Genomic DNA, 25753 nt, shown 5'->3' with positions numbered 1-25753 from the left:
TTTCTCACCGAACCTTTCAAAAGAGTAAAAAACCTCTAAATCGAATTTTGAGCCTTTACTATACTTTATGACAGCACGATTCTATTATTACAAAATTTAGTAAATTTAAGTATTTTAAATTATTTCACGAACCGTTCACAAAATAAATAGGTAAAAAGAATTATATTGTATGTCAGATACTTGACTGATACAATAAGATGTTGAAAGGAAGATTATTGCATGAATACTATTTTAACTACTTTAAATGCAAAGTATATTCACACAAATTTAGCATTGCGCTATTTAAAAGGTGCCGCTTTACCAGAGTTTAATCCAATTATAGCAGAGTATACAATTAAAGATCCTGCTTTTAATATTGTATCAGATTTATTCCAAAAAAAACCTGATATTGTTGGATTCAGCTGCTATATTTGGAATATCGAAGAAACAATTCACGTTATTAAAATGTTAAAAACTGTTTGTCCTAATGTTAAAATTTTGCTCGGAGGACCCGAGGTTTCTTATGATTCTCACCATTGGTTACGCCGTATACCTGAGGTGGACTTCATTGTTATGGGTGAAGGAGAAACTTCATTTAAACAATTATTACGCTATTTCCATGGTGAAATATTGTTGGAGGATGTTCCAGGCATTTGTTATTTAGAGGATGGGAAAGTTAAGATTCACGCTCAGCCAGCAAAAATCGATTTACGTGACTTACCAAGCCCATTTCGTTTCGAGGAGGATCTTCCCTATCTAGGTAAACGAATTCAATACATTGAGACAAGTCGTGGCTGTCCGTTTAGCTGCCAATTTTGTTTATCTTCTATTGAAGTAGGTGTTCGATACTTTAACCGTGAAAAAATAAAAGAAGATATTCGTTTCTTAATGGATAACGGAGCACGAACAATTAAATTTGTAGATCGTACCTTCAATATTAGTCGTAGCTATGCAATGGAAATGTTTCAATTTTTAATTGATGAACATCAACCTGGAGTTGTTTTCCAGTTTGAAATCACTGCTGATATCATGCGTCCAGAGGTTATCCAATTCTTAAATGACAATGCACCACAAGGTTTGTTCCGTTTCGAAATTGGTGTTCAATCTACAAATGATTTAACCAATACTCTTGTTAAACGTCGTCAAAACTTTGAAAAACTAAAACGAACAGTAACAATGGTGAAAAACGGTGGAAAAATAGATCAACATTTAGATTTAATTGCTGGTTTACCAGAGGAAGATTACGGAAGCTTCCGTCAAACGTTTAATGACGTTTTTGCAATGCGACCTGAGGAACTTCAGCTAGGATTTTTAAAACTTTTACGTGGTACTGGTCTACGACTGGAAGCTGAAAAGTTTGGCTATACCTACGTTGATTTATCTCCTTACGAAATCTTTTCAAATAATGTCCTAACATTTGATGACATCGTTCGCATCAAACATGCAGAGGATGTTCTTGAGAAATATTGGAATGATCACCGTATGGATCATACGATCGAATACTTAGTGACGGAGGTCTTTGACACACCATTCGATTTTTTCCAAAATTTCGGAACGTATTGGGAAACAAAAGGTTGGTCTCGTATTGGTCATCAATTGGAAGATCTATTCCGCAGACTATTAATGTTTTTAGAAACTGTTGATGGTGTGGATTTAAACATTGTCCAGAGCTTAATGCAGCTTGATTATCTAATGGTTCAGCAATTCCAACCACGTAAGCTATGGTGGAATGAACGGCCAACAGAAGAGCAACAAAAGGCAATTTATCATGCCTTACGCGAAGATCCAGCTATCGCTGGCGAGGAATTTGTAAGCTTTAAACTGTCTGAGAAAGAGTTATTTAAGCATACACTGATTATCCCTCACTCACTTGATTACCAAAATTTCATAAATGGCAAAATTGTACAAAAAAATGGCTATCTGTTAACCTATTTCCGCCACGGCCAAGCACCTTATTTTGCAACAATCCACTCTATTTAATAAGAAAAGCTAGTCCTGTAATAAAAATCAGGACTAGCTTTTTTTCTAACTTAAACAATTCTTAAATCCTCAAATTAAAAATAAAATTTGATTTATATGTACGCTCTTTGACTCTTTTAAACAGTTAGTTAAGTCATCACAGGTTAACCCCAAAATTTTAGGTCAAATGCCTTAAAGGCATGATATCTATACTTTGTAGTTAATACCCACATAATAATTTTACATTCGGGAAAGATGATTTTAAATTTTTTGAAAATTTTATGTCAGTTTAATGATTTCACACTTTTTAAATGAAGTATACGATGAATTGATGACAAATTAACATCGTATACTTCACATAATTTACCCAATAATTACCCGTTCCTTTGGATAATGGAAGCTCGATTTTTTACCTCTTCCCCCACCACCAAGTGTATAAAGGAATGAAATTAAACCCACTCGACCAATAAACATTAAGATAATGATAATGATTTTACCAACCACGGATAAATCTGAAGTTATCCCTAACGACATCCCACAAGTACCGAACGCTGAGGTGATTTCAAAAATAATTTGAATGAGTGAGGCATGTGGTTCTGTTATTAGCAAGATAATGGTTGCAATTAACACCATGAAAAATGCCAATAAGATGACAACGAAAGAGCGGAAAACATCTATTAAATGGATTTCTCGTCCAAATACTTGAATGTCCTCTCTCCCTCTTGCAAAGGTAATTAAAAACAAAATGGCTATGGCAAACGTTGTTGTACGTATTCCTCCACCAACTGAACTTGGGGAAGATCCAATGAACATGAGAAAACTCATAAATATATCCGTTGCTTCACTAAATGTCGTGACATCATAAGTTGTAAGTCCAGCAGATCGTGTTGAAACAGAATGAAACATCGCTGAAAAAAGCGCCTCGTGCCAAGACATTTCCTTAAAAGAATGGAATGATTCAAGGAGTAAAATAACAAGTGCACCTACAACAAATAAAATCGCATATGTTGATGTAGTGATTTTTGTAAATAAACTAAAACGAAAATTCGCATGTCGATTGAGTAAAAATGTTTTCAACTCAATTAGTACTGGGAAACCGATAGCACCTAGTACAATCAGTACCATCGTAACCATTTGAACAAAGTAATCATCGTGAAATGGCAATAAACTCATTCCTGTAATATCAAAACCACCATTGGTTGTAGCAGAAATAGAAGCAAACGCACCATGCAAGAAGGCTTCTTCCAATGTATCAAAATAATTAGTAAAGTGTAGTGTTAATATAATCGTACCCACCACTTCAATGCCAATTAAGATTTTTAAAATTTCGCGAATTAATTTAACAACCCCAGACAAATTGTATTGGTTATGGTCAATCATAATTAATTGGCGCTCACGCATTCCGATTTTTTTTCCTACTAGCAGCCACACAAAAGTTCCAAGTGACATAATACCGATGGCACCTAACTGTAAAATAACGAGAATCATCACAAGGCCAAAGGTTGTATAGGTTTCTGAAATATTAATCGTTGTTAAACCAGTGACACTGACTGCACTTACTGCGGTAAACAAACTGTCTAAAAAGGAAACTCTTACACCTTCATGATGAACGCCTGGAAGTCGTAATAACAGGAAGGAAATCGCTATGGCTATAAAGTAATATGAAACAAGTACCTGAAATGGTGTGGCAAGTTTATTTGATGATTTTTTCCAAGGCACTTTAACAACTCCTCCCACATATGATGCCCAACTAGATAGATAATAGTATAAAAAAAATACATAAAAAAAGAAAGAGGAATAGGTGTAACTATTCCTCCAAAGTAGATCCTCTTATTTTTTATTACGTACTCCTACTAGATAACCAACAAGTGCAATGGCCAGTAAAACTATCCAGAATGTTAACTCCCATGCAGTGGAATGCGGAAACTCTACAGGTAATATCCCCACTTTTTCGTGGGCTAATGTTAAGACAACCAGCTTCACACCTACCCAGCCAACGATTAAAAATGCAGCTGTTTCAAGTGAAGGGTAATCATTTAAAATTTTCACAAACCATTGTGCGGCAAAACGCATCATAATGACACCCATAAACCCACCAAGGAGCATGACAATAAACTGTCCTCCATTGATGCCGCCAATATCAAAATCACCTAAGTGAGGTAAAGTTACAGCGATAGCAACTGCTGCTAGCATTGAATCAATGGCGAATGCAATATCTGCAGCTTCTACCTTGAGTACTGTTACCCAGAATCCAGAACCTTTTTTCCCGGCTTTTTCAGTCGTTTCTTCTCCCTCATTATCCTTGTGTTTACGTAAATCATAAATATTTTTCGCAGACATAAATAGTAGATATGCAGCGCCGACTGCTTGAATTTGCCAATAGTTTACCAATACTGTAATGACAAAAAGTGCTGAGAATCGGAAAATCAGTGCTCCAAATAGCCCATAAAATAGCGCCTTTTTTTGTTGTTCTTGTGGTAAATGCTTGACCATTACAGCCATTACTACCGCATTATCAGCTGCGAGTAGTCCTTCTAATACAACAAGGACAATCAAAACCCAGCCATATTGTAATAAAATTGCTTCCATCCTAGTGCCTCCTCTAAGCTGTATATACCCAAAATAATCATTTCAACTGAAGTACAAAAGAAAAAAACCCCTGCCCTAATTCAGGCAAAGGTCTCGCTAAGTAAATTAGTACCCTATTTCATTAGTTGGTACATCAATCTACACGTCATTCGGAATCATTAACGTATAGAGCCATTCACTATCACACCCGATGGTAAAAACCATGTCTTGTCGAATGTGAAACCAGGTAAATTTATTTTCCTGTTAGCTACTCCCCTTTGACAAATTGTCGAAGGTATCTTCTTTCAATCATTATAGCACTATCATTTACAGCTGACAAAAATATCTATATATTTTTGTAATGTTTTTCTTATTACTTGATCTGAATCTGATAGCTTTCATCTTCTTTATGCGCTATATAAAAATCAACCATTTTCGGCATCGTCTGTATAAAATCGGGGCATGAAATACCACCTTTTTGTAAAATAGACTGTGCTTCGGCGGTGTCAAATGTAGCTTTCCATGTTAAATAATCTAAAGTTTCTTGTTCAACCCTTAGTTTTTTTCGAATAAAAGGGACTTGTAATGATAATTTCGCCAATGTAAATGGAAAACGTCCTTTTGGGTAAACATTCGTTACTAATTTCACCATTGTCCGATATACTTCCTGTACAGGATGAGGATTAGGGTCTGTTAAATGAAGTGTCTTGCCTACTGCCCCATTTTCATTTACCAAAAAAGTAGAGGCATTTAAAATGTAATCGATTGGCACTACATTAATCGTCGATGTAGATCGACCAATATACGGGATAAAAGGTAAACCCTTTAACCGTTCTACTAAGTTTAAAAAGAAATAAGGACCATCAAATTTAATGGTTTCACCTGTTTGGGAATGACCTCGCACAATTCCAGGTCTAATAATCGTCAGTGGTATTTCTGATTTTAAATCTTCTACTCGGAGCTCAGCTTCATATTTTGTTTCCTCATAGTAATTTTTAAATGCTGGAGGTCGAATAAGTTCATTTTCATACAATATCCCCTCACGTGTACCTGCAACGTAGGCAGTACTGAAATACATATAACGTTTTAAATTAGGTAATGTGCGTACAAAATCATTGACCATTGTTGTACCATGTACATTCACTTTCCAAGCGATATCACGCGGCACAGCTAAATCATAAATGGCGGCTAAATGCCAAAGTACTTCTATTTGCGGTACAATTTCTTTTATTAGTTGATTATCTAGACCAAGATTAGGTAGCGTAATATCGCCCTCTACAATACGAATAGAACAGTCAGGAAACTCCTCTAATAATTTACTTTTCTCCTTATGTGCCTTAATGGTTTCTCCTGCCAACACAATGGCAATCACTTGTTGTGTCTGTTTCTTTTTAAATAACGCTCGAATTAGTTGACTCGAAATGAAACCAGGAAAACCTGTAAAAAAATGAACTTGCATCTCCCATTCCCCCTTGAATCTAGCGTATCTTTCTTGTTTCTTTATCCATTAAACTATAGATAATCGGTACAATATACAGCGTGAGTAAAGTTGAGGTCACAAGTCCTCCAATCACTGCAATACCCATCGGCTGATTCATCTCTGTTCCTTCCCCAATACCAAGTGCAAGTGGTAATAGCCCTAAAATAGTCGTTAGCGCTGTCATTAAAATTGGGCGAAGACGATCTTGGGTCGCAAGTAAAATGGCTTCATAAACTGGCATGCCCTTCGCCTTTTGCTGATTAATATAATCGACAAGTACGATACCGTTATTCACGACAATCCCTACAAGCACTAAGATACCTATAACAGAAGTAACACCGATTAAAGTATTTGTTGAAAACATTGCTATCGCCACACCAATGATCATTAATGGAACTGTAAACATGATGACAAACGGATATTTAAATGATTCAAATTGAGCAGCCATCACAATATAAACGAGTACGATTGCTAGCATCACTGCTAGTAGCATATCATCGATTGCACTATCATAAAGCTCTCGATCCCCACTGAAAACAACTTGAGTAGTAGGTGGTAAATTACCTTGTTTTAACGCTTTATCTACTTTTGCAGAAATTCCACCTAACGATTCCTTCGTTTCATAATCAACGAAAAATGCTACCGCGGCTGCCTGATCAGAACGACGAATGGAGACTGGACCTTCTTTTATAGAAACCGTTGCAACATCTTCTAATTTCACAAACACCCCTGCTGGTGAGCGGAGTTGCATAGCTTTTAGAGCATCCATACTTGTATTAAATGTCTGTCCAAAGCCTGTATAGACAGGTAAAACCGCGCCGTCCTCCGCAATAAATTGAGATGTTAATTGCCCTTTTGTCATTTGGTTCACAGTTTGAGCAATTTGTGCTGGTACAAAACCGTAGTCTTTTGCTTTTTCTCGATTAACCTCAATTTGAATCTCTTGAACGGTATTATCTAAATCCGTAGAGACAGTTGTCACTTCTGGAATTGTTTGTAGCTCTTGCTGCACTTTATTGACAGCATGCTGAAGCCTTTGTTCGTCTGAGTCTGTTAATCGGAAAGTTAACGTATGTGGTGACGAGCCTGTTGCTGTCGATACGTTAAATTTAATTTCAGCTTGCTCTCCAAGTTCTTCCTGTATATCTTGCTCCAGTTCTTCAACAAATTCAAAGACGGAGCGCTGTCTTTCCGCTAATGGTACTAGTTTCACATACATTTCAGCTTGGTTGGGACTGGTCTGTCCACGTGCCTGAGTTTGTTGGGTACCACCAATTAAACTAACATAAACATCTACGTCTTTTTCCTGCTTTAAACGATCCTCAATTTTCTTAACAACCTTTTCTGTTTCCGATACAGCGACACCCGTTTCAAGATTAACATTTATGGATGTGAATCCTTCATCGGTAGGCGGTAAAAACTCAGTCCCTATCCTAGTCAGTCCAAATAGTGATACACCAAAACAAACTACTGTGATCATTAGTATTAGCATTCGGTGCTGTAATACCCATATGATTGAGGATTTGTAGCCCTTATAAAACCTGGAGTTACTGCGCTGTACATAAAAATTGGTGTTTTTCATTTTTAATAGACGACTCGCTAGCATCGGAACTACAGTAAGAGCAACTACTAAAGAAGCTATTAAACTGAATGAAATAGTTAATGCAAACTCTGTAAAAATTTGTCCAATCAATCCTTCGATGAACATGACAGGAATGAATACCGCTATTGTTGTTAGTGTTGAAGCTATAATAGCAAGTGCTACTTCCTTTGTTCCTTCCTTTGCTGCAGTAATAGGGTCCTTCTCTAGCCCTAAGTGTCTTTCTATATTTTCTATAACAACAATGGCATTATCCACAAGCATACCAATCCCCAGTGCTAGAGCACCTAATGTCATAATGTTGAGGGAAAAATCTGCAAAAAACATCAACACAAATGTCACAATAACCGAATAGGGGATAGCAATACCGATAATGATAGGGCTCTTTACACTACGCAAAAAAATAAATAAGACAAACATCGCAAATAGTCCACCAACAATTAAGGAAGAGCCAATGTTACTAATGGCTAAATCTACATAGTTGCCTTGATCTACTAGTATATCCGCTGTAATACCCTTATACTGTTCTTGCTCTAGTAATTCGTCTAACGCTTGTTGAAACTCTTTCGAAACTTCTGCTGTATTTGCACCAGATTCCTGTAAAACGGACATAAGGACTGCTGGATGTTCATTGGCACGTGTTGTAGTAGTAGATTGTTGTTCTGTTCTCTCTACTGATGCAAGATCACCAACTGTTAGCGTTTCACCCGTTAAAGGGTTCACTGAGACAATTAAATCTGCAATATTTTCAGGTGACGTTAATGTACTAACAATACGTGTTGTTAACATCTTTCCATCATCTGTTGAAACAGGATCGCCAGGAAGAGATACATTATTCGATTGAACGATTTGAATAATGTCTGTCTGTGTTAAGCCTTTTTCGACTAGCTTTGCTTCATCTAGTGTTATTTGTATTTCTTCAATAAGTTTGCCAGAAACATTGACACTTGCGACACCCTCTGTTCGTCGTAGTTCTTTCTCTAATTCCTCAGCTAACAAACGCACATCTACATCGTTATTTTCTGCACGTAATGACAACTGAATAATGGGAAATTGAGAAGGATCAAATTTTAAAAAACTAGGCTTGCCTGCATCATTTGGTAATGGCGTCATATCAATTCGTTGTAAAATATCGAGTTGGACATCTTCCATATTCGTGGACCAATTGAACTCAAGCACAATTAAATTGGAACCTTCTTGTGAGGTTGACTGTAGTTTCTTAATACCCGGTAAGGTGGCAAGAGTAGCCTCTAAAGGCTTCGTTATCTTCTCATTCACCTCTGTTGGATTTGCTCCAGGATAAGAGGTGACAACAACACCTATAGGGGGATTTAACTCTGGAATTAACGTAATCGGTATTTTTAATAATGATACACCGCCTAGCAGGATGACAAAAAGCATTGTCACAATCGTAAAGACGGGTCTTTTAATTGAAAAATTACTGATGTTCATATAAACAAACTCCTTTTTCTACCTCTTCCTTTCTATGATAGCCGAAAAGGAGATTATTTTATAAATAGGTAAGTTCTTTTTCGACTAGTTCGTGCAAACTTATCCCACATGAAGATTATATTTCCTAACACTGTTTATATTCTACAGACAGTGTCAATTTTCCTTGCAAAAAAACACGAATCGCACAATTGTCGATTCGTGTTTGACTATTATAGAAGGCTATAAAGTTTAATGTTTTCGTTTTTATCGGCAAACCAACGCATGGCAAATTCGTTTTCAAATAGGAAAACAAGATTATCAAAGCGGTCTTTCACTAGCATTGATCGACCAGAGGACATTGACTCTTTCACATCCTCTTCATTTTCAATCCAACGTGCAATTTTTGAACCGATTGGCTCCATTCTTACTTCCACATTGTATTCATTTTTCATACGATGCTCAAATACTTCAAATTGTAATTGACCAACAGCTCCAAGAATAACTTCCTCTGTATGCAGCGTTTTATAATATTGAATGGCGCCCTCTTGTACTAATTGTAAAATACCTTTATGGAATTGCTTCGATTTCATGACGTTTTTCGCTGTTACACGAACAAATAACTCAGGTGTAAACTGTGGTAATTTCTCAAATTGGAATGTTTTCTTGCCACCTACAACTGTGTCTCCAATTTGATATGTTCCTGTATCATATAAACCGATAATATCTCCAGCAACAGCTTCATCTACTGTTTCACGATCATCTGCAAGAAATTGAGTAGATTGTGTCACTTTAAATGATTTACCTGTACGAGAAAGTGTCATATTCATACCACGTTCAAATTTACCAGAAACAATGCGTACAAAGGCAATACGGTCACGGTGTGCAGGATTCATATTGGCCTGAATTTTGAAAATGAAGCCTGAAAATTCCCCATGTTCTACTGGATCAATAAACTGCTCATCCTCTGTAATACGAGGCTGTGGTGTCGGTGCAAATTGTAAATATGTTTCAAGGAAAGTTTGAACACCAAAGTTTGTTAACGCTGAACCAAAGAATACAGGTGTTAATTCACCACGACGAATTTTTTCTTCCGAATAGTCATTACCCGCTTCGTCAAGTAGCATGATGTCATCCATTGCTTGTGTGTAATAAGAAGTAACTTTCATTGGATGCTCTACAGCAAGCTCTCCATTTTCGTCAATTGGTAGGAAGCGTTCAGCTTCATCCGTACGGAATTGCTCAATGCGTTTATTATAACGATCGTAAATACCAAGAAACTCTTTACCCATACCGATTGGCCAGTTCATTGGGTAAGCGTTTATACCAAGTACCTCCTCAAGCTCTTCAATCAACTCAAGTGGCTCTTTCCCTTGACGGTCCAATTTATTAATAAATGTAAAAATTGGAATACCACGCATTTTACAAACTTTAAATAGCTTTAATGTTTGTGCCTCGATCCCTTTGGCAGCATCCACCACCATGACAGCACTATCTACAGCCATTAATGTTCGATATGTGTCCTCTGAGAAATCCTGGTGTCCTGGGGTATCCAGAATATTCACACGAGAACCGCTATAATCGAATTGCATTACGGATGAAGTAACAGATATCCCACGTTGCTTTTCGATTTCCATCCAGTCAGATGTTGCATACTTACCTGTTTTTTTTCCTTTTACTGTTCCTGCGTCGCGAATGGCGCCACCAAATAGTAAAAGCTTTTCTGTAATCGTCGTTTTCCCAGCATCAGGGTGACTGATAATGGCAAAAGTACGACGCGATAGTATATCTTTTTCTAAATTTGAATTCATCTCGTCATTCTCCTTTTTTCATACTTCCTTATAATAAAAGAAGACTCGCCTTTCGTACAACCTTTTTACATGAAATCTCCAAAAAGAAAACCCTTTAGTTATAACTAAAAGGTTTTCCTAAGATTTTATCTTCAATCAAACGAATTTTAATCGGCCAGCTTCTATTGCAATTTCTGCATCACTATGTGGAAATTTTGTATTTTCAATAATTTGATAATCCTCATGGCCCTTACCAGCAAAAATAATCATGTCGCCAGGTTCAGCAACCTCAATGGCATGTCGTACTGCCTCTGCGCGATCCCCGATACAGGCGTAATTGTCATGTAGCATGCCTTTGGCAAGATCACCTGTAATACTAGCATAATCCTCATAACGTGGATCATCTGTCGTCAAAATGACATATTCAGCAGCCGACGCTTTCTCAGCCATCGTAGGACGTTTCGATTTATCGCGATTACCACCTGTTCCAACTAAGAAAATAAGCTTGCCCTTTTTATAAGGTTGTGCTGCTTCAATAGCTTTTTCAATAGCATCTGGTGTATGGGCATAATCAATAAAAATTTGTACAGGTAGCTCTGAACATACTTTTTCCATACGACCTTTGACTGGTGGTAGTTGCTCAATTTGCTCAATAATGGACTCCATAGAATAGCCACGACCATAGAATGCAACCATTGAGGCTAACACATTGTAAATATTAAACTCACCAAGTAAATTCATTTTCACACGATAAATTCCTTCTGACATCTCCACATCAAAAGATGTCATATAATCGTGATATTCACAGTTAATGGCACGGAAATCCGCCGTTTCATTTTTTAAGCCATATGTCCACACTGGAAATGGTGTCATTGCTGCATACCGTTCGGACCAAGCATCATCTGCATTCAATACAACAAATTTATTCTTTTCTAAATCTTGTCCAAGTTGGGAGAATAATAAGCCTTTAGCATGACCGTATTCCTCCATCGTACCATGGAAATCAAGATGATCATGCGTTAGATTAGTAAAAATAGCGACATCATAATCAACACCTGCTAAACGTCCAAGTGCAAGTCCATGGGATGAAACTTCCATCGTCATTAAACGACAGCCTTCCATTTTTGCCCGGAAAATCATTTGTTGTGTCGATAGCGCATCACTCGTTGTATTGGCAGATTCATATAAAATACCATTTAAATTAAAGCCAATTGTGCCAGATAAGGCAGATTTTTCTCCCATACCATGCATGATATTTTGAATAATACCTGTTACTGATGTTTTACCATTCGTTCCAGTTACCCCAATCATCGTCATGTCCTTAGAAGGATAATCAAAGAACTTTGCGGCTAGTAAGCCCACTGCTCGATCTGTATCTCTCACAATTATTTGTGCAATCGTCTCTCCAAGTGGTAATTCACGTTCTGTTACAACGATTGTTGCACCGCCATCTACAGCCTTTTGAGCATAATCATGCCCATCCACTGTATATCCTTTGATACAAACAAACATACTATTTGGTTGCACACTTCTTGAATCTATTACGATATCACTAACCTGATCTGGCAGCACACCAATTATTTTTTTCAAAGGTAATGCGCTTAACAATTCCTCTGCATACATTTCATAGTCCTCCAATCAATCTCTACACTCATGTCATCATTTTTAATTATTCGACAAAAAACGACAATATGAATTCCCCCACGTACTATTGAACTTATTTTACTACTTATTTCACGATAAATAAAATGCCTCCTATGTGTTTTTTCAACGAAAACGCTTTCATATGAACAAAAAAACATGTTTTCCTCCAAATTTTCATTTATAATCACGAATCGGCATTTTTCGACATACCCAGGAAGGATTTTGAGAGAACACTCGTCTATGCTAATGAGAGGCTTTTTTACAAGGGAGGTACCAAAAGATATCTCCCTCGTTAACTATTTCATAATGGATCGTACAATTTTCACTTTTTGTTTATAAGGTGGGAACAATACATTTGTCTCAAGCTTGGAAGATTTCTTTAATATCGATTTAGGATGTGTAAAGTTTTCAAAGCTAGCTTTGCCATGGTATGCTTTTACGCCTGATGACCCAACACCACCAAATGGCAAATGTAAATTTCCAACATGTGTAATGGTATCGTTAATACATCCTCCACCAAATGGCAATTCATCTAAAAAGTATTGTGTGGCTTTTTCATGCTCTGAGAAGAAATATGCCGCTAAAGGCTTTGGTAATTGACGTATTTCATGAATCGCAAATGGTAAATCATTATACATCATGACAGGTAAAATTGGACCAAAGAGTTCTTCCTGCATCGAAGGATTTGTCCATTTTACATATTCGATGATAGTTGGCTCAATATATAAATCATCACGATCTATTCTTCCACCAAATGTAATGGCATCCCGCTCTTCTACAATTATTTGCTGTAAACGATCGAATTGTCTCAAATTCACAATGCGGCCATAATCAGGGCTTTTTAAAGGATTCTTGCCATAGAATGAACGGATTGTTTCTTTCAATATTTTCATAAAACGGTCATAAACATCTTTGTGTACAAGTAAATAATCTGGCGCTACACACGTTTGTCCAGTATTTGTGAATTTCCCCCATACAATCCGCTTCGCAGCTACTTCTAGGTTAGCTGTTTGATCGACAATAGCTGGACTTTTTCCACCAAGTTCTAAAGCAACTGGTGTTAAACGTTCTGCAGCTGCCTTTGCTACTACCTTCCCAACAGCTACACTGCCTGTAAAAAAGATGTAATCGAAGGGAGCATGAATGAGGGCTGTGACTTCTTCTTTTTCCCCCTCAACCACACGTACATAGGAGGAGTGGAACGTTTCTTCAATTATTTTTTTCACAATGGCTGCAGTGTGTACAGATGTTTCTGAAGGCTTGACGATTGCTGTATTTCCTCCAACAATGGCACCTATTAGTGGCTCCATTACAAGTTGAAATGGATAATTGAAAGGCCCAATAATTAATGTGACACCATATGGCTCACGAACAATGAAGCTCTTGCCCATCTGATATTGAATCGGTGTTTTGACCGCTTCAGGCTCCATCCATTCCTCCACATGCTTCACCATATATGAAATACTATCTAACACAATGCCAATTTCTGTTGCATAAGCTTCAAATTCGCTTTTACGGAGGTCTAAGTACAGTGCATTCAAAATGTCTTTCTCATATTTTAAAATCGAAGTTTTTAATTTCTTTAATTGCTCTTTTCGAAACTTTGCACTTTTTGTTGCACGAGAAAAATAAAATTGACGCTGCTCTGTAATCATATTTTCTACATCTTGAGACGTAAAATTCATCAATAAAGCACCCCTTTTTTTAAAATGGCATACATAGTTTTTTCATTTTGAAACAAACTATCTTTGTATATACGATACAACATCAAGAGGCAAAAATCCTCTTTCTACATCGGGGGTGAAATGGGTTTATGTGAAAATGAAATGTTTTAGTTTTTTCATCTCGGGAAATATACAACTACATATTAAAACCGAAACGGGGGCGTAGATGAATGACAACAACAACTGGGACATGGTGGGAATCCATTTTTTCTGGACCATTATCGCATGGAATTTGTGAAGAAAAATTATTGCTATTGCAAGATGAAGCTTTCTTATATCTCACTACAATACCTGTGAATAATGAAGAAAATTCTGAAGTAAATTAAAGAAAGCGCATTATAGGATGTCCCTATAGTGCGCTTTTATCATTTTTAATTGACGATTAATACTTGCTTTAATTGTGCTAACTCTGCTTCAAGTCTGCTGATAGCTTCTTCCTCAATGGCAAAACCACCTTCATCAAGACGAATAATTTGTTTATCCACAATATAAACAGAATGGGTAATTGAGGTAGCTCCTAACACAGATAAAACTGGCTTTAACGCATACTCCAATGCCAATAAGTGACCGATTGAACCTCCTATTGCAATAGGTAATATGGTCTTCCCTAGCAAGGCTTTTTGTGGTAGTAAATCCAAGTAAGTCTTTAAAATACCCGTATAGGATGCTTTATAAATAGGGGTTAGTACGACGATTATATCTGCTTCCTCAATCCACTTATTTTCTGCCTGTATTTCCTTACTTGCAAAATTTGCTGTTAATAAATCTGCAGCTGGTAGTTCATGTACATAATTGGAATGAACCACTATTCCTTGTGTGATAAAATGGTTTTCCACTTTTTCATGAATGGCAGTAACTCTAGAATTTTTCGAATTACTCCCATTAATAATTACTGCTTTTGTCATCATTCCCACTCCTTTAATTCTATTTCATCCATTAAACCACAGCATAATTGGCTACAGATTTTTTCGGGCTGACAAGTAGACGTTAACCTCAAACCGTCACGTTCTGTCACAAAAATTAACACAAGCAATCATCTTCCCCTCTAGAGAAGAGTTCTGAATCAAGATAAAAAAGGCTTCTATTTTACAATCAAACGGATTACCGTTTTGTAAAATAGAAGCCTCTAGATGCCTAGTCAACTTAAATACCAAGTATTCTTATAAAATTAATTTAACATAAATTTCTTTCATGTCAATAGCTTTTTAATTATTGGTGGATCGCTTTCCCAAAAACAGCTTTTGCAGCATCTCCAATATGCTCAGAAACAGTTGGATGCGGGAAAATCATATGTGCTAGTGACTGAGCTGTACCACCAGCATTTCTTACTGCTAAAATAGCATTAAGTATCTCTGTTGCTCCATCTGCTACAACACAAGCACCTAAAATTTGACCATTATCTTCTGTTGTTATCAGCTTCACAAAGCCTTCTGTATTTCCTTCCATCAATGCCTTTGGATTTGTTTGTAGTGGCATTTTTGTTACGGTGTAAGGCTCTTTTACCTGCTCTTCTAGTAATCCAAACGTGGCGATTTCTGGATGTGTATAAACACAACGAGGGATTGTTGTTTGGTCAATTGGTGTTGGTTGATTGCCCACAATATGATCTACAACATAGATGCCTTCAGCACTAGCAGAATGCGCAAGCTGATAACCACCCACTAAGTCACCAATGGCATAAATATGTGGCTGACTCGTCTCTAAATGTTCATTAACAGCAATTAAACGGCCATCAAATGTTAACCCTAAATGCTGAGCTATTTCTGTATTGGGACGACGACCAGTCGCAAATAAAAGATTTTCATATGTATAAGTACCTTTAGATGTATGAATTGTATTGCCTTCAAATTTTTCAAATTGGAAATCTGTCACAAGCTCGATATCAAGTTTCTGCATTTTTTCTCGAATAAGGGGTCTTGCTTCTGCCTCTTCAGTTTGTAAAATATCCTCACTATGATTAAGCATCGTTACCTTTGTACCGAGTGGTGCTAAACTAAAGGCCATTTCTACCGCAATAACGCCACCCCCAATAATCGTTAATTGCGCTGGTAGCTCATCTAAATCAAAAAATGTATCGGTCGTAAAATAGGTAGATGATTCTAACCCTGCAAATGGTGGGACAAATGGTTTACTGCCCGTTGCTAAAATAATATCTGTAGCCGTTAAAGTCTCTTTTCCAGTTGTTATTGTTAAATCCTTTGTTACTGATGCTTCACCGCGATACAGCGTTATATGATTACTGACAATATATTGCTCAATATTGGTTAAAAGCTCTTGAATAATTGTATCTTTTCGTTGCATCAATCGAGGAAAATTGATTTCCATATGAGGCACTTCTATTCCCCAGCTATTTCCCCGTTTTATTTGCTGTACGAGTTTACTATGCTCCAATAATATCTTTGATGGAATGCAACCAACATTATAGCAAGCTCCGCCCAGTTTATCTCGTTCAATTAGAGCGACTTTTTTGCCATGTTTTGCTGCATGAATCGCAGCCACATAGCCACCTGGCCCCGCTCCAATGATAGCAATATCAAATTTTTCCATTATTTTCACCTCATGTACCACCTTAACATTTGCAAAAATTGAATGCAATGACACAGCAATTATGCCTCGACGTAATTCCAACCAGATTTTTTCGAGCTTGCTCGAAAAGCTCCACTGCAATATTTGTGACATCAAATGAATCAAGATAAATTGCAGAAATAGTAAAAGCCTTTCATTTGAATGAAAGGCCTTATTGTCTTGCTCGGTATGTGCTTTCTTCTCGCGGGTATTCGCTTCCTTTCCGCGAGTATTTCAATCAACTCCGCGGGTATTCGTTTCCCTTCCGCGAGTATTTGATTCTCATAGATAGATTTGTTTAATAAATATTTCGTTGCCAAAATCGTTGTTGGGCAATGGCGTCTACAAACTTTTTCGCAAAATCTTTGTTACCAGTAGCTAACACAATACCTGGTCCTACATTAGCATTCGACATATTGAAAAATGTTGTGCCAGTAGTAGCAAATCCAATCGGCTTATAATGGCGGTATGCTTCATTAATATAATTGACGATATGTGTATTGAATTTTGCCTGATTGCTTGCCTTTACACCAACAACGTATAACGAGTCAAATAATACTGCATCGGTTGTGATAAATGTGTCACTAGCCGTTAATTGAACACCATTATTACCTGTCACTACCCCAAGTCGATCAGAGATAATGCTGTAACGTACACCTTGTCTTGTTAAATATTTCAATACTTCACCGACCTCATTTGCATCAAAACCATCACCGATTAGGACACCTACTTTAAGGGTATATGGTAATTTAATGGTATTCGCTTGACTAAGTGCAGGTGAAGAGGCTGTTACCTTGGATTGTTCTCCACTAGGGCGATTAACGCCAACATTGTCAGCCACTGTTGTAGCCATTGCTTTATCCACATGGACAAACATATCTACCACTTGCTGACGAACTGATTTACTTTTCACTTTTCCCACTTCAAAGCTAAATGCATCTATAATATGTTGTTTTTCAGGTGGAGACATACTGTTCCAAAAGAGCCTTGCTTGTGAAAAATGATCGTCAAAGGATTTACTCCGAGCTCTAGTAATTCGTCCCTCAACCTTTGTTTCATAATGAACATATCCACCCTCCCTTGCAGTGGAAGTAGCTGGTGTATTATTTGCCAGTGAATTTTTATGATAGCTAACCCTACCTAAATTAATAGTCTGTCGACTAAAGCCATTACGCTGATTATTATGCACGGGACAAATAGGGCGATTGATAGGAATTTCTGCAAAGTTTGGGCCCCCTAGACGAATTAACTGTGTATCTAAATACGAGAAGAGTCGTCCTTGTAACAGTGGATCATTTGTAAAGTCAATGCCTGGAACAACATTTCCGGGATGGAAGGCGACTTGTTCTGTTTCAGCAAAGACATTATCCACATTTCGATTTAATGTCATCTTTCCTATCTTCTTCACTGGCACCAGTTCCTCTGGCCAAAGCTTTGTTGCATCTAAAATATCAAAATCAAATTTAAATTCATCTTCAGGTTCAAGTATTTGTACACCTAACTCAAATTCTGGGTAATCTCCAATTTCAATGGCTTCCCATAAATCCCGTCGTTGAAAATCTGGGTCCTTTCCAGCAATTATCTGCGCTTCATCCCAGACAAGTGAATGCACGCCTAACACAGGCTTCCAATGGAATTTCACAAATCTCGATTTTCCCTTGTCATTGACGAAACGGAATGCGTGTACACCAAAGCCCTCCATCATTCGAAAACTTCGAGGAATGGCGCGGTCAGACATCACCCACATTACCATATGAGCAATTTCCTGATTACTGGCTACAAAATCCCAAAAAGTATCGTGTGCAGATGCTGCTTGTGGCATATCATTGTGTGGCTCTGGTTTTACTGCATGAATTAAATCTGGGAACTTAATGGCATCTTGAATAAAGAAGACTGGGATATTATTGCCCACTAAATCATAATTTCCTTCATCCGTATAAAATTTCGTAGCAAACCCGCGAACATCTCGAGCTGTATCCATCGACCCCAAGCTCCCTACTACTGTAGAGAATCTGACAAAAACAGGCGTTTTCTTTTTTGGGTTCTGTAAAAAACCTGCTTTTGTATACTCCCTCATGGATTCATACAATTCAAACTCACCGTGAGCTGCAAAACCTCTTGCATGCACTACACGTTCAGGAATTCGTTCATGGTCAAAATGCGTAATTTTCTCTCTAAGATGAAAATCCTCCATAATTGTTGGACCGCGAACGCCTGCCTTTAACGAATCCTCATCATTGGACACCCTTAGCCCCTGATTCGTTGTCATTTTCGTGCCCTCATTCTCGACACGAAACGGCTCTAGTTGATGATCCTTTGCATTTTCCTCTGTATTTTTGCGTTGATTCGACTTTGAGTTATCCACGCAATCCCCTTTCATACATTTACTGATTTCGCTCAATATACACTATATGTTGTTGAGAAATAAACATGCTTTCTTTTCAACAAAGCTTTACGTCCAAAGAAAAAGTAGGTTTCTATTCAAAAATAGAGAACCTACTTATCCTTAAAATATGTATCGTATCATTTCATGTATGTTACAGTAAGGGTTGTCACGGCTCTCCGTCTTTCGAAGAGCCATCATGTCTGTGCAGTTCTTAATCGCTACCTCATGTCGTAATGCAATCGGGGCAATGATGGTCTCATCAGCCTTATGACGAAAATAACGACTCACACCAAGATGCTGTTCCATTTTGTCATTTAAAACAGCGCGAGGATATTTTTCTGAACTGTCCACTTCTTCAAAATGCAACAGTAACCACAATTCAAATGCTTCATTTGTATAAGCAATATGAATATTTTTCTCCTCACAAAAATCATTAACCTCTTCTAATTGCTTTTCGGTTAAATCATCCTTATCAAAAACAATCCAAACCTCATCAAAATATTGATAACTGGAATCCCGATAAGCGTGTTGGGCAAGCTTGATCGCTGAACGTTTGACGTTTTTTATTTTGACACTTACCAATTTAGAGCGTTTTAAAATACGCATTTGCTCAAAATAAATGCGTTCCGTTTCACCTTCACAATAAATTAAAATGGTTTTACGCAGTGTTCGGCTCCCTTGTTGACGTACTCTCACTGCTCAAATACCTCCGTCTCTTCTAAATATTGTTCAGATAAATATTCATTGATAACTGGTGTTGCGCCAAACTCCCCTTTCAAATAGCGTTTCGCATATGAAAGATCTCCACGTTTCTTTTGTAAATCTGCAAAATCAAATAAGGAGTAAAGTTCAGATTCATTTTTAAAGCTTTTATTAACAAACCAAATTTGATCGGAACGCAGTGGTTGATCAAGCAATTCTATTTCATGACTCGTCACGACAAATTGATTACACATATTACGTTTGCTGTTCATAATGGCCATTAAAAACTCACAAATCGACACATGAAATGCCGTATCGAATTCGTCAATGAAAATAGTTTTTCCTTTATTGTAAGAATCGACCATCACACAGGCTAAATGTAACATTCGCACGGTACCCTTTGAATCCATCGTCCAATTAATCGTTTCCGTTCCTATTGGTGCGCCTGATTCATCGAATGATAGATAATGCAGATCAATATCTACTTCTTGAATCACCTCAGGCGTATCAAACTCATAGCCGATCGTATTTTTCTCTCTGCGTTCCACACGTCTGGCAGTAACATCTTGAATTGAAAAATCTGCAATTTTAAGGAGCTTGATTACCTCTTTTTTAAAAGGCTCCTCTTCAAGTTTACGAATTAGAGGATGACTTGATAACCGATTTGCTTCATCTAGAAACAGAATTTTATGTAAAAACCAATCGAATATCTTTAAGGCATCCGCGTCATTAAAAACATGTAATACGGATAAAAAGGCTGTATTGTTACGTGTATATTTTGTTAATTCCTGTGCTGTCGTTTGTGCTGTTTCATATGAATATTCAGTACCATCCCATTGTCTAACAAACAGTTCTTCTTTATCCGACTTATTTGTTTTCACAAGTCGCTCATACAAAACTTGAGAAGCATTATACTGTATTTCATAGTCATATAAGGCTCCATCTAAAAAAAGCGATATCATAAACTCTGTTGATTTGCCCTGATGCCGTCCTAACTTAAACGGTTGATAGGGTAGACGTAACTGTTTCACATTATTTAAACTTTCAAAATTAAAAAGTAAGGAACGTAATACTTTGATAGCCGTAAAAAGATTAGATTTTCCACTACCATTGGGTCCAAAAATAAATGCACTTTTCACCAGACGAAGTGAATCAAATTGTAATGTATGGGTGTCCTTCCATTTTCGAAGACGACTTCCCGCTACCATTGAAAATAACGTATCCTCTTTATAACTTAAACAATTTTTCACTCTAAAATCTACAAGCATATGTAAGCCTCCGTCCACAACCATTTCTTTAATGAATTATTATACTATAGACATAGAAAAAGACATATTACTGTGTGTAATATGCCTAAATACGTTCTTCATCCACTCTTTTGTTGGATTTCGGCTAATTTTTCATCTTGTAACGCATGCAATGTACGTTCAATTCCCTCTGCAAAAGAAGTTTTAGGTCTCCAGCCAATTGCCTTGGCTAATTTGTCATTATTTAAAAATGAATGTTCAATATCTCCCTCTCGTACTGGGGCATATTGAATTTCAAGTGGGTGATTTAAATGTTGAAGTAGTAAGATGACTTGGTGAATAGACCAAGCCTCATTTGTAGATACATTATACGTACCTTGCAAACGTGCCGTTACACCAGCATAAATAGCATCTGCAATATCATCTACATAAATGAAATCACGTGTTTGTTCACCATCACCAAAAATCGTAAAGGGTTTGCCTGAAATGCTACTTTTTAACATACTTGGGATAACAGCTGCTTCGCCTTGCATTTGTTGCCTTGGACCAAAAACATTAGCAAATCGGTAAATAAGAATGGGCAAACGATAATCTTTTTGCCATTTCTCACAATAGGTTTCTCCAATGCTCTTGTTTAGTCCATACATGGATATCGGTTCGCAGACATCTGATTCTTCTAATGGAGGATAGTGACTATCCCCATAAACAGAAGCTGAGGAGGCAAATACGAAATGTTTTACCTTATATTTGGATGATAAAAAAAGCATTTGGCTGAGCCCAACTATATTTGTCAAGATATCTTTTACTGGCTCTTGGATGGATTGTTGAACGCTTGTTTGTGCTGCACAATGGATGACTACATCAAAGTTTGTTTCTTTAAAAAGATGCTCACAAACCTCATCCTCAACATTTAATAGATAGGATTTATGCTCAAAGTCAACATTCCGTAAATGACCTGTACTTAAATTATCAATAATATAAATTGTCGCACCTTCTTCAAAAAAGCGCCTACCTACCGCACTGCCAATAAAACCATAGCCACCTGTCACTAATACATTCATCCTATCGCCCCCAAAAACAATATGATGATTTATATGCAGTATTTACTAAAAATATGCAAGAAACTTATTTGTTGGTAATTTTTAGTAAAACATCAATACTATAATGTAAAATGAAAAAGTATATATATTAGTTCATATAAAAAGCATGCTTGAAATCTACTCAAGCATGCCTGAAAAAATCTATTATTAAGCTGGGTTAATTTCTAGTTCAACAGTTATTTTAATATCTTTCCCAACAAGAACACCACCAGTTTCTAATGCTGCGTTCCAAGTTAGGCCAAAGTCTTCACGATTAATCGTTGTTTCAGCTTCAAAACCGTAAACTTCTTGCCCCCATGGATTTGTACCTTTTCCATTAAACTCTGTATCAAATGTTACTGATTTTGTAACGTCTTTAATTGTTAAATCACCAGTTACTGCATATTCATCGCCTGATTTTTTTGCAATGTTTGTCGATTTAAATGTAATTGTTGGATATTTTTCAGCATCAAAGAAATCTTCTGCCTTTAAATGATTATCGCGATCTTCACTACGCGTGTTAATGCTTGCTGGATCGATTGTAAAGCTAATGTTAGCAGTTGTTAAATCTGCAAGATCTGCTGCCTCAATGTCTGCTGAGTACGTGTCAAATACACCTTTAACTTTTGATACCATCATGTGTTTTACTTGAAAGTTAATTGCTGAGTGTCCTAAATCAATGTTCCATTTTGCCATTATAAATTCCTCCAATAAGTTGATTTTATCTCGATTTCGAGATATATTCTAAAATATGAAGCAACTACTGTCATTATGTTACCCTAAATTTAATAGGATAAACATTTGTAGTTACTTTGTTCTTTACACATCTTTGATTACGAAAAGTAATCAATTACTTTCTGTAACTTACTATATATTAATAATTAAGTTACGTCAAGTAATTAAAAAGAACTAATTTATAAATAAAAAGGATGTCCGAGTAATCGGTACATCCTTTTCTATTTTACGTCTGAACGTTTTACTAATTTCCCTTGAACGACAAAACGATGATCGTCACTCATGACAGAGTCCTTACAAGTAGATAAAGTTAGTATTTTATCGTCTGGGCTTATACCGACGTTCATTTGAATGGAAGATCGTTCTTGAACCTCCTCTAAAAATTGTTGGTAAGCCTCTCTGCTTTTAAAATCAGTTTCAATATAATAGAAATCAATTGTTGTCTCATAAGCAGCAAATACTTCAATATCATAGCCTTCATATAAGGTATCTAGATAGATGATTGGATGTTCATCCACATAGTCTTGCTTTAAATAATTATTTAAACTACCGAACATCGTATCGTTCTTCATTGCATGACCATACAAAATCGTGTTTTGGTTCATATCAAGAGTATTATTCCGATAATCCATAAAGACGCTACCTGCACGACTTTCCTGATCTTTAAAGTTATGGTTTAAATAGAAATCATTATTGTCAGCTTGTAGTATCGGATTATTCAGCTTTGTCCCATCTACTGAAATCCATCCAACGATATTAGGATTGATCGCTAATAATTCATTAAACTGTGGTCTTATAGATAAGGTTGATTCGCCATCCGTCATTTGATTTTCCACTATTTGATCTGATGGCTGCTCTTCAATAGCTGTCAATGTGGCTTGATAAATGGCTTGTACTTCCTTTAAAGATTTTGACGTTTCGTAGTACGTATATAGATACTTAGCTAATGAAAATGCAGAAAATAAAAATACGCCTAAATACAGAAATGTTAACAACTTTGAAGCCTTCTTTTTCATCCTATCACCATCTTATATCCCCACTGGCAACATATAATAGCCAAGCTGTTTATCTTCATTAAATATCGCATCGACCCCATAGACCTCTTTAATTACTTGTTTGGTAATTACCTCACGTGGTTCACCTTCTGCGAAAATTTGACCTTCCTTCATCAGAATAATATGGTCACTATAGCGAATGGCTTGATTAATATCATGAAGCACCATGATAATGGTTAATCCATGCTGTTCATTTAATGTTTTTACAAGTTCTAGCAATTCTATTTGATAGTAAATATCCAAATAGGTTGTTGGTTCATCCAAACACAATATTTCTGATTGTTGTGCTAATGCCATAGCAATCCACACACGCTGCCGTTCTCCACCTGATAATGCCTCTAAATTGGTTGTGCGTTTCTGGTGTAGATTTGTACAGGTAAGTGCCCAATCAATTGCTTTTGCGTCTTCATCGTGATTTTTTTTCAGCATGGTTTGATGAGGCAAACGACCGAAACCAACTAACTTTTCGATTGTTAAATCCTTTGGTATATCATTTTGTTGATAGACGATGGCAAGTTTTTTAGCAAATTCTTTCGGCTTGTAGTGCAGTAAATCTTTATTTTCTAATAAGACATTTCCTGATTTGGGTGAATGAAGGCGAGAAATGACACTTAATAATGTTGATTTCCCACAACCATTCGGACCAATGATTGTTGTAATGTTACCTTTTACAATCGTTGTTGAAACGCCATTTAAATGGTTACGTGTATTATCATGCGATACAATGATGTCTTGTATATCCATGTTTCGTCACTCTTTTCGTAATAAGAATATTAAGAAGGGACCACCGATAATTGCCATAATCGTTGAGGCTGGAATTTCGATAGGTGCAACAATTGTACGACCAATCGTATCTGCCACTAAAATTAACAGTGCACCCGCCAATGCCGTGAATGGAATGAGCACTAGATGATCATGTCCAACTAGGCGACGAGCAATATGAGGCACTAATAGCCCAACAAATGAAATAACGCCTGCGACGACCACTGAAACAGCTGCTAATAACACGGCGAAAGCTGCAATAAGCAAACGTGCACGTGCTACTTGGAACCCTAAACTTTTCACTGTTTTGTCTTGCAGTACAAGAAGATTACACCAACTATATAAAGCAAAAGCACCTATCAATCCAATTGTCCCATATGTCACAATTGTAGAGACATCTTTCCATGTACGCATAGTTAAATTAGAACCAATTACACTGGATGCCGACGTATTCAAGGAACCACCTAAGCTAATAAGTGCCTCTGTTAATCCTGTAAACATCGCATTAATGGCAATCCCTACTAAAATCAATTTAAGTGGACTCAAGCCAGATTTCCAAGATAGCGCAAATACAAGAGAACAAGCCAAAGCACCACCCATAAATGCTAAAATAGGTGTCATAAAAAATAGTGCAGGGAAAAAGGAGACAATAAAGAGCTGTACAAATGCTGCACCTGAAGATATACCGATGACACCAGCATCCGCTAGTGGATTACGCATCACGGATTGTAAGAGCACCCCAGAAACTGAAAGTGCTGCACCTGCAAATAATGCTACAATGATACGCGGGAAACGTAAATCTCGGATTGCCTCCATTTGGCTACTTTCTCCCTCAAATAGCGCCCCTATAAATTCAAAAAAGCCCATTTTAATGCTACCTGTTGTTGCTGAATAGACGATTGTCACAAGTAATAAAACAATTACAATAAAAAAACTGACGATTCTTTTTGTCATATTGGACTTCCTTTTTCTATTTATATTCCCTTATGGATAAGAAAAACGCTCTATGATAAGTAGTACTACTGATCATACGAGCGACATTTCTAGTTA

At 36.9% G+C, this 25753-nt stretch carries 20 protein-coding genes; 2 read left to right on the top strand and 18 right to left on the bottom strand.

All coding sequences use genetic code 11. The features are described from left to right. Positions 1–219: 219 nt before the first annotated feature. Positions 220–1959 carry a B12-binding domain-containing radical SAM protein gene (locus GJU32_RS11465; RefSeq protein ID WP_155592083.1) on the top strand — a complete coding sequence of 580 codons (1740 nt, stop codon included), beginning with the start codon at positions 220–222 and terminating at the stop codon, positions 1957–1959. A gap of 342 nt (positions 1960–2301) precedes the next feature. On the opposite strand, the gene GJU32_RS11460 is transcribed toward GJU32_RS11465, so the two are convergent. The 7 genes from GJU32_RS11460 to GJU32_RS11430 form a co-directional block, all read right to left on the bottom strand. Further along, positions 2302–3657 (bottom strand): TrkH family potassium uptake protein, encoded by a 1356-nt coding sequence (locus tag GJU32_RS11460; protein ID WP_155592082.1) that lies wholly within the window; start codon positions 3655–3657, stop codon positions 2302–2304. Positions 3658–3768: 111 nt separating this feature from the next. Beyond that, positions 3769–4527, bottom strand: a complete 759-nt coding sequence (locus tag GJU32_RS11455) for a TerC family protein (RefSeq protein WP_155592081.1) — start codon at positions 4525–4527, stop codon at positions 3769–3771. 352 nt (positions 4528–4879) lie between these two features. Next, positions 4880–5965: an SDR family oxidoreductase gene (locus GJU32_RS11450; RefSeq protein ID WP_155592080.1), complete on the bottom strand. Its 1086-nt coding sequence runs from the start codon at positions 5963–5965 to the stop codon at positions 4880–4882. Positions 5966–5984: 19 nt separating this feature from the next. After that, the gene (locus GJU32_RS11445; RefSeq protein ID WP_155592079.1) at positions 5985–9038 is read right to left on the bottom strand and encodes an efflux RND transporter permease subunit; all 3054 of its coding nucleotides are present in this window, start codon (positions 9036–9038) and stop codon (positions 5985–5987) included. Between the two features lie 209 nt (positions 9039–9247). After that, a complete protein-coding gene (locus tag GJU32_RS11440; protein WP_155592078.1) occupies positions 9248–10825 on the bottom strand; it encodes a peptide chain release factor 3 in 1578 nt (525 codons plus the stop codon). 135 nt (positions 10826–10960) lie between these two features. Beyond that, complete coding sequence (locus GJU32_RS11435) at positions 10961–12427, bottom strand: UDP-N-acetylmuramoyl-L-alanyl-D-glutamate--2,6-diaminopimelate ligase (RefSeq protein WP_155592077.1); 1467 nt, start codon at positions 12425–12427, stop codon at positions 10961–10963. Positions 12428–12744: 317 nt separating this feature from the next. Next, entirely contained in the window at positions 12745–14133 is a 1389-nt protein-coding gene (locus GJU32_RS11430) for an aldehyde dehydrogenase (protein WP_155592076.1), read from the bottom strand. Between the two features lie 209 nt (positions 14134–14342). Between GJU32_RS11430 and GJU32_RS23165 the strand changes: the two genes are divergently transcribed. Continuing rightward, on the top strand, positions 14343–14498 hold the full coding sequence (locus GJU32_RS23165) for a hypothetical protein (RefSeq protein WP_196426668.1): 156 nt from the start codon (positions 14343–14345) through the stop codon (positions 14496–14498). A 45-nt stretch (positions 14499–14543) separates the two neighbouring features. Here GJU32_RS23165 and ssuE read toward each other — a convergent pair whose 3' ends face one another. From ssuE to GJU32_RS11380, 11 genes are all read right to left on the bottom strand, one after another. Continuing rightward, a complete protein-coding gene (gene ssuE / locus GJU32_RS11425; protein ID WP_155592075.1) occupies positions 14544–15077 on the bottom strand; it encodes an NADPH-dependent FMN reductase in 534 nt (177 codons plus the stop codon). Continuing rightward, entirely contained in the window at positions 15077–15205 is a 129-nt protein-coding gene (locus GJU32_RS23590) for a hypothetical protein (RefSeq protein ID WP_274381814.1), read from the bottom strand. Before GJU32_RS23590 ends, ssuE begins: the two co-directional genes overlap by 1 nt. A 176-nt stretch (positions 15206–15381) precedes the next feature. Further along, entirely contained in the window at positions 15382–16719 is a 1338-nt protein-coding gene (gene lpdA / locus GJU32_RS11420) for a dihydrolipoyl dehydrogenase (protein ID WP_155592074.1), read from the bottom strand. Positions 16720–17035: 316 nt separating this feature from the next. After that, positions 17036–19117 carry a catalase gene (locus GJU32_RS11415; protein WP_196426672.1) on the bottom strand — a complete coding sequence of 694 codons (2082 nt, stop codon included), beginning with the start codon at positions 19115–19117 and terminating at the stop codon, positions 17036–17038. Positions 19118–19243: 126 nt separating this feature from the next. Further along, positions 19244–19819, bottom strand: a complete 576-nt coding sequence (locus GJU32_RS11410; RefSeq protein WP_155592072.1) for an RloB family protein — start codon at positions 19817–19819, stop codon at positions 19244–19246. Then, complete coding sequence (locus tag GJU32_RS11405; protein ID WP_155592071.1) at positions 19816–21093, bottom strand: AAA family ATPase; 1278 nt, start codon at positions 21091–21093, stop codon at positions 19816–19818. The genes GJU32_RS11410 and GJU32_RS11405 overlap by 4 nt, the downstream gene beginning before the upstream one ends. 98 nt (positions 21094–21191) lie before the next feature. After that, a complete protein-coding gene (locus tag GJU32_RS11400) occupies positions 21192–22133 on the bottom strand; it encodes an NAD-dependent epimerase/dehydratase family protein (protein WP_155592070.1) in 942 nt (313 codons plus the stop codon). Between the two features lie 186 nt (positions 22134–22319). Beyond that, positions 22320–22847: a YceI family protein gene (locus GJU32_RS11395; RefSeq protein WP_155592069.1), complete on the bottom strand. Its 528-nt coding sequence runs from the start codon at positions 22845–22847 to the stop codon at positions 22320–22322. Positions 22848–23107: 260 nt separating this feature from the next. Then, positions 23108–23902: a class B sortase gene (srtB, locus tag GJU32_RS11390; protein ID WP_155592068.1), complete on the bottom strand. Its 795-nt coding sequence runs from the start codon at positions 23900–23902 to the stop codon at positions 23108–23110. A 12-nt stretch (positions 23903–23914) separates the two neighbouring features. Further along, entirely contained in the window at positions 23915–24685 is a 771-nt protein-coding gene (locus GJU32_RS11385) for an ABC transporter ATP-binding protein (RefSeq protein WP_155592067.1), read from the bottom strand. A gap of 6 nt (positions 24686–24691) precedes the next feature. Next, positions 24692–25657 (bottom strand): FecCD family ABC transporter permease, encoded by a 966-nt coding sequence (locus GJU32_RS11380; RefSeq protein WP_155592066.1) that lies wholly within the window; start codon positions 25655–25657, stop codon positions 24692–24694. Between the last annotated feature and the right edge of the window lie 96 nt (positions 25658–25753).

This window comes from Lysinibacillus cavernae (assembly GCF_009724685.1).
In the GTDB taxonomy this organism is placed as follows: Bacteria; Bacillota; Bacilli; order Bacillales_A; family Planococcaceae; genus Lysinibacillus; species Lysinibacillus cavernae.
This window is presented reverse-complemented; position numbering and strand designations above follow the sequence as displayed.

Coding starts and splice junctions, on each gene's coding strand:
- GJU32_RS11465 (WP_155592083.1), top strand. CDS start 220: ATGAATACTATTTTAACTACTTTAAATGCAAAGTATATTCACACAAAT.
- GJU32_RS11455 (WP_155592081.1), bottom strand. CDS start 4,527: ATGGAAGCAATTTTATTACAATATGGCTGGGTTTTGATTGTCCTTGTT.
- GJU32_RS11450 (WP_155592080.1), bottom strand. CDS start 5,965: ATGCAAGTTCATTTTTTTACAGGTTTTCCTGGTTTCATTTCGAGTCAA.
- GJU32_RS11445 (WP_155592079.1), bottom strand. CDS start 9,038: ATGAACATCAGTAATTTTTCAATTAAAAGACCCGTCTTTACGATTGTG.
- GJU32_RS11440 (WP_155592078.1), bottom strand. CDS start 10,825: ATGAATTCAAATTTAGAAAAAGATATACTATCGCGTCGTACTTTTGCC.
- GJU32_RS11435 (WP_155592077.1), bottom strand. CDS start 12,427: ATGTATGCAGAGGAATTGTTAAGCGCATTACCTTTGAAAAAAATAATT.
- GJU32_RS11430 (WP_155592076.1), bottom strand. CDS start 14,133: ATGAATTTTACGTCTCAAGATGTAGAAAATATGATTACAGAGCAGCGT.
- GJU32_RS23165 (WP_196426668.1), top strand. CDS start 14,343: ATGACAACAACAACTGGGACATGGTGGGAATCCATTTTTTCTGGACCA.
- ssuE (WP_155592075.1), bottom strand. CDS start 15,077: ATGACAAAAGCAGTAATTATTAATGGGAGTAATTCGAAAAATTCTAGA.
- lpdA (WP_155592074.1), bottom strand. CDS start 16,719: ATGGAAAAATTTGATATTGCTATCATTGGAGCGGGGCCAGGTGGCTAT.
- GJU32_RS11415 (WP_196426672.1), bottom strand. CDS start 19,117: ATGAAAGGGGATTGCGTGGATAACTCAAAGTCGAATCAACGCAAAAAT.
- GJU32_RS11405 (WP_155592071.1), bottom strand. CDS start 21,093: ATGCTTGTAGATTTTAGAGTGAAAAATTGTTTAAGTTATAAAGAGGAT.
- GJU32_RS11400 (WP_155592070.1), bottom strand. CDS start 22,133: ATGAATGTATTAGTGACAGGTGGCTATGGTTTTATTGGCAGTGCGGTA.
- GJU32_RS11395 (WP_155592069.1), bottom strand. CDS start 22,847: ATGGCAAAATGGAACATTGATTTAGGACACTCAGCAATTAACTTTCAA.
- srtB (WP_155592068.1), bottom strand. CDS start 23,902: ATGAAAAAGAAGGCTTCAAAGTTGTTAACATTTCTGTATTTAGGCGTA.
- GJU32_RS11385 (WP_155592067.1), bottom strand. CDS start 24,685: ATGGATATACAAGACATCATTGTATCGCATGATAATACACGTAACCAT.
- GJU32_RS11380 (WP_155592066.1), bottom strand. CDS start 25,657: ATGACAAAAAGAATCGTCAGTTTTTTTATTGTAATTGTTTTATTACTT.